Source organism: Bifidobacterium jacchi (genome assembly GCF_009078285.1).
GTDB classification, from domain to species: Bacteria; Actinomycetota; Actinomycetes; order Actinomycetales; family Bifidobacteriaceae; genus Bifidobacterium; species Bifidobacterium jacchi.
On sequence record NZ_RQSP01000013.1, the window covers coordinates 53,123 to 61,284 of the forward strand.

At 59.9% G+C, this 8,162-nt stretch carries 6 protein-coding genes; 5 read left to right on the forward strand and 1 reads right to left on the reverse strand.

The genetic code is table 11. The annotated features are described in order from the left end of the window. The first annotated feature begins 154 nt into the window (after positions 1 to 154). The 4 genes from purF to EHS19_RS05235 all read left to right on the forward strand — a co-directional run bounded on the left by purF (position 155) and on the right by EHS19_RS05235 (position 5,974). Complete coding sequence (purF, locus tag EHS19_RS05220; protein WP_151916728.1) at positions 155 to 1,663, forward strand: amidophosphoribosyltransferase; 1,509 nt, start codon at positions 155 to 157, stop codon at positions 1,661 to 1,663. Positions 1,664 to 1,780: 117 nt separating this feature from the next. Then, complete coding sequence (gene purM, locus EHS19_RS05225) at positions 1,781 to 2,827, forward strand: phosphoribosylformylglycinamidine cyclo-ligase (RefSeq protein ID WP_151916729.1); 1,047 nt, start codon at positions 1,781 to 1,783, stop codon at positions 2,825 to 2,827. A gap of 20 nt (positions 2,828 to 2,847) precedes the next feature. Next, a complete protein-coding gene (gene purD, locus EHS19_RS05230; RefSeq protein ID WP_151916730.1) occupies positions 2,848 to 4,119 on the forward strand; it encodes a phosphoribosylamine--glycine ligase in 1,272 nt (423 codons plus the stop codon). A gap of 43 nt (positions 4,120 to 4,162) precedes the next feature. Further along, positions 4,163 to 5,974 carry an AMP-dependent synthetase/ligase gene (locus EHS19_RS05235; RefSeq protein WP_151916731.1) on the forward strand — a complete coding sequence of 604 codons (1,812 nt, stop codon included), beginning with the start codon at positions 4,163 to 4,165 and terminating at the stop codon, positions 5,972 to 5,974. A gap of 479 nt (positions 5,975 to 6,453) precedes the next feature. Here EHS19_RS05235 and EHS19_RS11330 read toward each other — a convergent pair whose 3' ends face one another. After that, positions 6,454 to 6,741, reverse strand: a complete 288-nt coding sequence (locus EHS19_RS11330; protein WP_241677094.1) for a hypothetical protein — start codon at positions 6,739 to 6,741, stop codon at positions 6,454 to 6,456. A 229-nt stretch (positions 6,742 to 6,970) separates the two neighbouring features. On the opposite strand from EHS19_RS11330, the gene EHS19_RS11335 reads away from it, so the two are divergent. After that, a complete protein-coding gene (locus tag EHS19_RS11335; protein ID WP_241677095.1) occupies positions 6,971 to 7,405 on the forward strand; it encodes a M23 family metallopeptidase in 435 nt (144 codons plus the stop codon). Positions 7,406 to 8,162 lie beyond the last annotated feature (757 nt).

Here is an 8,162-nt window from a genome sequence, read left to right on the forward strand (position 1 = left end):
TCGAACAACTGTTTGAACATCGGCGCGTCGCCCAAGGCGCACGCAACCGCCCGACCCCGCGTCATCGCAAGCGAACGCACCGATGTAGCCGCCGATTGATAGTGTGGACGGATAGCGAATCCCCAGTCCCACGGTTTTGGAAGGGAGCCTTGGCTTGTCAGCTGAACTTGAAGACATTCATGAGGAATGCGGAATCTTCGGAGTCTGGGGGCACCCCGACGCCGCCCGTCTGACGTATTTCGGATTGCATGCGCTGCAGCATCGAGGTCAGGAGGGAGCAGGAATCGTCTCCAACGACCACGGCCACCTCATCGGCCATCGTGGGCTCGGACTGCTCACTCAGGTCTTCAGCGACGAGCATGAGATCTCCCGCCTGAAGGGCGACCGTGCCATCGGTCACGTGCGCTATGCGACCTCCGGATCCGGGTCCACCGACAACATCCAGCCGTTCATCTTTCGATTCCACGACGGCGACATGGCACTGTGCCACAACGGCAATCTCACCAATTGCCAGACGCTGCGCCGCAATCTTGAGAACGAGGGTGCGATCTTCCACTCGAACTCCGACACCGAGGTGCTTATGCATCTCATCCGTCGCTCCTCCAAGTCCGCGTTCATGGACAAGCTCAAGGAGGCGCTCAACACTGTTCACGGCGGATTCGCCTACCTGCTGATGACCGAGACGGCGATGATAGGGGCCCTCGATCCGAACGGATTCAGACCCCTCTCGCTCGGCCGCATGAAGAACGGCGCATACGTGCTGGCATCAGAGACCTGCGCACTCGACGTGGTCGGTGCCGAACTCGTGCGCAACATCCGTCCCGGCGAGATCGTCGTGGTCTCCGATCACGGATACAAGATCGTCCAGTACACCAGCAAAACGCAGCTCGCCATCTGCTCGATGGAGTTCATCTACTTCGCGCGTCCGGACTCCGACATCTACGGCGTCAACGTGCATTCCGCCCGAAAGCGCATGGGCGCAAGGCTTGCCGCAGAGGCTCCGGCGGATGCCGACATGGTGATCGGCGTGCCGAACTCGTCGCTGTCGGCGGCATCGGGTTATGCCGAAGCCGCGCATCTTCCCAATGAGATGGGCCTGATCAAAAACCAGTACGTCGCCCGCACGTTCATCCAACCCACGCAGGAGCTGCGGGAGCAGGGTGTGAGGATGAAGCTGTCCGCGGTGCGAGGCGTGGTCAAGGGCAAACGCGTCGTCGTCATCGACGATTCGATAGTTCGCGGAACCACCTCGAAGCGCATCGTGCAGCTGCTCAAGGAGGCGGGCGCCGCTGAAGTGCATATGCGCATCAGCTCGCCGCCCCTCAAATACCCGTGCTTCTACGGCATCGACATCTCCACTACGCGCGAGCTCATTGCAGGGCACAAAAGCGTCGAGGAGATACGCCAGTACATCGGCGCGGACTCTCTCGCGTTCCTGTCGCTCGATGGACTGGTCGAATCGATAGGTCTGAACGCGAACGCCCCGTACGGAGGACTGTGCGTCGCCTATTTCAATGGCGACTATCCGACCGCGCTGGATGACTACGAAGCGGACTTCCTCAAGTCGCTCACCCCGCAGGACCGCGTCAGGCTCCCGGAATTCGCTTTGTACAAAAGCAAGTACGAGGGCAACGAATACGCTGTGAAGCCGGCTGACGACTGACGCTCCCGCTATCGCCGGCACCTTTGCGCCAGCCGTGTCTGGCGCCTGCACCGACCGTGAGAAGGTCGGCAACGACTGTAAACGACCATGGAACGACCATAGAACAAGGAGAGAAACATGCCCAAAGCCTACGAGAACGCCGGTGTGAGCGTCGAAGCAGGTTATGAGGTCGTCAATCGCATCAAAGCACATGTGGCACGAACGGCACGTCCCGGCGCCGGTGGCATCGGCGGTTTCGGCGGTCTGTTCGATCTCGCCTCCCTCGGCTACAAGGAACCGGTGCTGGTTTCCGGCACGGATGGCGTGGGTACCAAGCTCATGGTGGCCAAGATGATGAACAAGCATGACACGATCGGTCAGGACTGCGTGGCCATGTGCGTCAACGACATCCTCGCGCAGGGTGCCGAGCCGCTGTTCTTCCTCGACTACATCGCCTGCGGCAAGAACGATCCGGCCCTGCTCGAACAGGTCGTCAAAGGCGTGGCCGACGGCTGCGTGGACGCCGGTGCCGCACTGGTCGGCGGCGAGACCGCGGAAATGCCCGACATGTATGATGCCGACGAATACGACCTGGCCGGTTTCACCGTCGGTGTCGTGGAGAAGTCGAAGATCATCGATGGCAGCGCCATCGCCGAAGGCGACGTGCTCATCGGTCTGCCATCCTCCGGCATCCATTCCAACGGCTATTCGCTGGTGCGCAAGATCCTGTTCAAGGACCACGACCTGACCGTCGATTCCAAGCCCGAAGAGCTGGGCGGCGAGACGCTGGGCGAGGAGATCCTGAAGCCCACGCGCATCTACGCGAAGCCGCTGAAGCCCCTGTTTGCCGGCGACGACCTGCTGCACGGCGTGGCCCACATCACCGGTGGCGCATTCATCGAGAAGGTGCCGCGCATCATTCCCGAGGGACTGGCCGCCGCGTTCGACATCACCAGCTGGGATGTGCCGCCGATCTTCCGTCTGCTTGAGAAGCTGGGCGACGTGGACGAGCTGGAGATGTACAACATCTTCAACATGGGCATCGGCATGGTGCTCGTCGTCGCACCGGACAAGGTCGCCGAAGTCGAGCGTATCCTCGATCAGGAGCAGGAGAGGCACTACACGGTGGGCCGCATCGTCAAGGACGTGGACGGCACCCGCGTGCAGCTGCATAAGGGAATGTGACGGAAAGGACGATGGACAACATGGGACAGAAGGTTCTGGTCATCGGGTCGGGCGCACGAGAGCATGCCATCGCGCATGCGCTGCTGCGAGGCGGCAGCGTCGACGAGGTCACCGTGGCCCCGGGCAATCCCGGCATGGAGCTCGACGGCATCCGTACCACGCAGATCGACGAGTCGAATCATGCCGCACTCATCGCTTTCGTTCAGGACAACCATTACGACTGGGTGTTCGTCGGCCCCGAAGTTCCGCTGATCGAAGGTCTTGTCGATGATATGGAGGCCGCAGGCATCAAGGCGTTCGGACCGAGCAAGGCTGCGGCGCAGATCGAAGGCTCGAAGGACTTCGCCAAGCGTCTCATGGAACGTCACGGCATCCCCACCGCCAGATATCGCACGTTCGACAATCTGGATGATTCCATCGCCTACGTGCGCGAGCATGGCGCGCCGATCGTCATCAAGGCAGACGGCCTGGCCGCCGGCAAGGGCGTGACCGTGGCCATGGACGAGGACACTGCGGTCAAGGCGCTGGACGACATCTTCATCGACCATCGCTTCGGCAACGCGGGAGCCAAGGTCGTCATCGAGGATTATCTCGAAGGCCAGGAGTTCTCTCTGATGAGCTTCGTGCGCGGCACCGAGTTCTGGCCCATGCCCATCGCCCAGGATCACAAGCGCGCATGGGATGGAGACAAGGGGCCGAACACGGGCGGCATGGGCGCATACAGCCCAGTGCCTCAGATCGGAAATGACGTGATCGAAGCCGCGATCAACGACATCGTCCGTCCCACCGTCGAAGCGATGGCCGCCGAAGGCACGCCGTTCACCGGCATCCTCTACGCCGGACTCATCGCCACCGCACAGGGGCCGAAGGTCATCGAATTCAACGCCCGATTCGGCGACCCGGAGACCGAAGTGGTGCTGCCGCGTCTCACCAGCGATCTCGCGGCATCGATCAGCGCGATTCTCAACGGAGTCGAGCCGCAATTCACATGGGTCGAGGATGGTGCAACGCTCGGCGTCGTTCTCGCGTCCGACGGCTATCCGACCGATGTCGTCACCGGCGTGCCAATCCCCGACATCACCGTGGACAGCGACTCGCATGTCTACTATGCCGGAGTGACGAACGATGACGATGGTCGACTGATCGCATCATCCGGCCGTGTGCTCTTCGTCGAAACCAGCGCCCCCGACATCAGAACCGCCCAGGGCAAGGTCTACGCGATCCTCGACCGACTTGACGTCACCGGCATGTTCTATCGCCATGACATCGGGGCCAAGGCGCCGAACGCCTGAACACACCGCACACGACGCGTCAGAGCACACGATAGGAGTAGTCATGCATCGCGAATTTACTCGTCCTCTTGAACAGCCCATAGACGATGACGGGAACCTGTTCTCCCTTCTTGAGGAGAGGGCGCAGCGCACGCCGGACGACTCGCTGGTCGAATACAAGAGCTCCGAAGGGCAGTGGGCCTCGTTCAGTGCCACGCAGTTCCGTGACAAGGTGATCGCACTGGCCAAGGGGCTCATTGCGCGCGGCATCATGCCGGGCGACAGTGTTTCGATCATCGCACGGACCTGCTGGCAGTGGACCGCTCTGGACATGGCGATCATGTCGATCGGAGCGCTCACCGTGCCTGTATATGAGACCAATTCGCCCGCTCAGGTGAAGATGATCTTCAACGACTCCGAAGTGCGCATGGCGTTCGCCGAAAACGACGAGCAGCGGGACAAGATCGAATCGGTGCGCGAGCAGTGTCCGACGCTGGGTGACGTGTATGTCATCGGATTCGGTGCGCTCGACACCATAGAGGCATACGGTCGTGGCGTCAGCGATGAGGAGTTCTGGGAACGCGAGCGGCTGGTGAGGGGCGACGATCTTGCCACCATCGTCTATACGTCCGGTTCGACGGGCACGCCCAAGGGCATCGAACTGACGCATCGCAATTTCCTCTTCATCACGAAATCCGGCATTCTCACCATGCCGGACGTGGTATGGAAACCCGGCCGTCGTCTGCTGCTGTTCCTTCCTCTGGCTCATGTGTTCGCCCGATACATGCAGTTCGTCTGCTTCGCCGGCAACGTCACTTTGGGACTGTCCAGCGATCTCAAGACGATCCTCGCCGACTTCGGCTCGTTCAAGTCCACCTTCATTCTGGCCGTGCCGCGCATTTTCGAAAAGATCTACAATGCGGCATCGCAGAAAGCCGGACGTGGCATCAAGGGTCGCATATTCGCCCGCGCCGCCGCCACCGCGAAGGCATGGTCCCGCGCTCAACAATCAGGGGATCCCATCCCGCGCAAACTGCGTGCCGAGCATGCACTGTACCGTCCACTGGTGTATTCCTCGATCATGGAGGTGTTCGGAGGGCACGTCGAATATGCGATCTGCGGCGGCGCACCGCTTGACGTGACGATCGCGCATTTCTTCAATGGAGTGGGACTGCCCTTGCTGGAGGGGTACGGCATGACCGAAACCTGCGCTCCTGCATGCGTGAACCCGGCCGTAGGCTACCGAATCGGCACGATCGGACTGCCGTTCCAAGGTGTCACGATGGCGGTGAACGACGACGGGGAGCTGTGCATCAAAAGTCCCGCGGTATGCGCCGGATATCACAACCATCCCGAGGTCACCGCCACGCAGATCACGGATGGATGGCTGCACACCGGCGATCTTGGTGAGATCAGCGATGACGGTTTCGTGTCGATCACCGGTCGTAAGAAGGATCTCATCATCACCGCCGGCGGCAAGAACGTCTCCCCCGGTGAGATGGAGGCTTCCGTCATGACCTCGCCAGTCGTCAGCCAATGCGTCGTCGTAGGGGATCGCAAGCCGTTCATCGCGGCCATCGTCTCGCTCGATCTTGCGGAAACCAATGCGTGGCTCAAATCGCAGGGAGCCGAAACGGTGCCGGATCTGGCAAGCGCCGCAACAAGCCCCATCGTTCATGCGGAGGTCGAGCGGGCGATCAACGTCGCCAACGAACTGGTTTCTCGCGCGGAATCCATTCGCAAATTCGAAATCGTGCCCGATGAGTTCACCGAAGAGAACGGTCTGCTTACCGCCAGTCTCAAGGCACGTCGTCAGGCCATCACCGACCGATACCGCACTCTGATCAACACGGTCATCTACGCTCCGAAGCAGTGATGACACTGTGACGCCACCCAAGTTATCCACATTTCGCCGTTTTCAGGCATAGGTTCCGACCACAAGACCCTGTTGGGCTGGACTTTGCCTCCCGATTCATGCATGGTGATGCCACAGGTCGACGATCATCGGGATCGTCGACCATGCGAGGCATGAGGAGGCACCATGAACGGCTATGCGAATCGAACGCGTCACACACTGGAGACGCTGGAGAGAAACCGACTTCGGCGGAGAATCAGATGGCACCATCAGCATCGCTTGGACAATGCTCCACCATCCGGCGGCAACCGGTTTGGCCTCGTCCCCTTTGATTCCAACCCCTTTGATTCCAGACCGTTTCACGCCGACCCGCTCGACATCGTTCCATTCGGTTCCTGTCAGACTGCCACATCCGCCAGTGCAACCGTGACAACCCGATTCGCCCGTATCATCGGCAGTCTGACAGACCATTGTCGTCGAGCATGCACATTCCTGCACCGTCATGCAGCACGTCGGTTTAGGCGATCGTCGTCGCACTGCGCGTCATCGAATGCCCGCCGACCTCGCAATGCGCCAGGACACGCGCAACGACAGCGCATCACGATGACGATCGCTGCTTGCCTCGCGACGCTGATGCTGAGCATTCCCGTGATCATGCCGCGTGCCGCATCGTCGATGGTTCCATTGCCGACACAGTCAGTGGAACCATCGTCACGGCCTACGGTGGGATCGATGCCATCACGTTCAACGATTTCACTGTCATCGATTTCACTGTCGCCGACACGCATGAAGCAGCTTCTTGATTGGCGTCTGCAAGTCGGTTCATGTGGTTCCATCAGGCGATCAGATCAGACTCGGCTCACGCTGCCGGCTTTGCAAACATCCATGCAGATATTCGGCGGGGCTGAGTCGTCTGCGTCATATCGGCATCCGTTCGCGACGACCCTTCAGGATGATTCTCATGCACGAGGTCATTTGCCATTGGCGATTCAGAGCGACGACGGATGCACATCGCGTATGACATGGCCCGTCGACTCCCCCGATGTGATTCGCGCGTTCGATCAGCCTTCAAAACCCTGGCTGGCAGGACATCGCGGCGTGGATCTGGCTGCCGAATCCGGGGACAGGATCATAGCCCCGGCGGAAGGCACCGTTTCGTTCAGCGGCTCAGTGGCCGGCAAGTCGGTGGTGAGCGTCACGCACACCGGGCGCAATACCGGTCTGGTGTCCACGTTCGAGCCCGCTAGTAGTTCATTGGCTGTCGGAACTATGGTCAGGCGCGGACAAGCGGTGGCGACGGTCGAAGGCGAATCGGATCATTGCACTGACACATGCCTGCACTGGGGCATCAAACGCGCGGGCGCGAACACGAGCGTCGAAGGTCGGACTCAATATCTTGATCCTCACCGGTATGCGACTGCGGGCCGCATAGGACTCAAACCAGCGACGTGAATGCGCCGACGTGAGCCGATGACGTCATACGTCACAGGCTTGTCTGTGAATCGTGTGTTCCTCGATGTGCTTTGCATGTGCTCGTCAAGTCGGGAGCATCAGAGACTTCTGTTGTTTTCATGGGTTAGATGGTGGGGCACCATAGTTGGACACTAGAGGGGAACGAGAGAGGGACGCTGATTTAGCGCAACCATACTCCGAAACAACACACTGCTTTAGCGCAAGTGCTTTAGCGCAAGGTCTCTAGCGCAAGGATTTCTCGAAAAGAAGGCGAACTTCGTAGAATCCTTGCGCTGGGACGAGGCTTAGCGCAAAGATTCTACGAACTCAACGCAAATCCCGAAAAATCCTTGCGCAAAGGAAGTGTGCAAAGGAAGCACGAGGAAGCGCAAGCGAGAGGAAGCACGAGCGAAAGCTCAAGCGAGAAAGGCAGCGCAAGCGAGAGAGAGAAAAAGAGATAATTAAAGAAAGATAGAGAAAGGACACAGTAGAGAAAGGGCACCAGAGCAGGGACACCACTGAGCGCAAGCTCCACGGTTCTTCTTGGCCGATGAGCATCCTACCCGAAAAGCGTCATTCCTCTACCGTCCCAACGGCTCAGCAACGAACCACCACACAGATAACGACAGAAGCCGTCGAACATCACGGGGTCATCCAGTGTCCTGCGTCAGAAATTCGTTGACGAATTCACGACCCCTCAGTCCCGCTTCGCGGGCCAGCTCGCCGCAATCTCGGACGCGCTACGCGCGCAGACTGC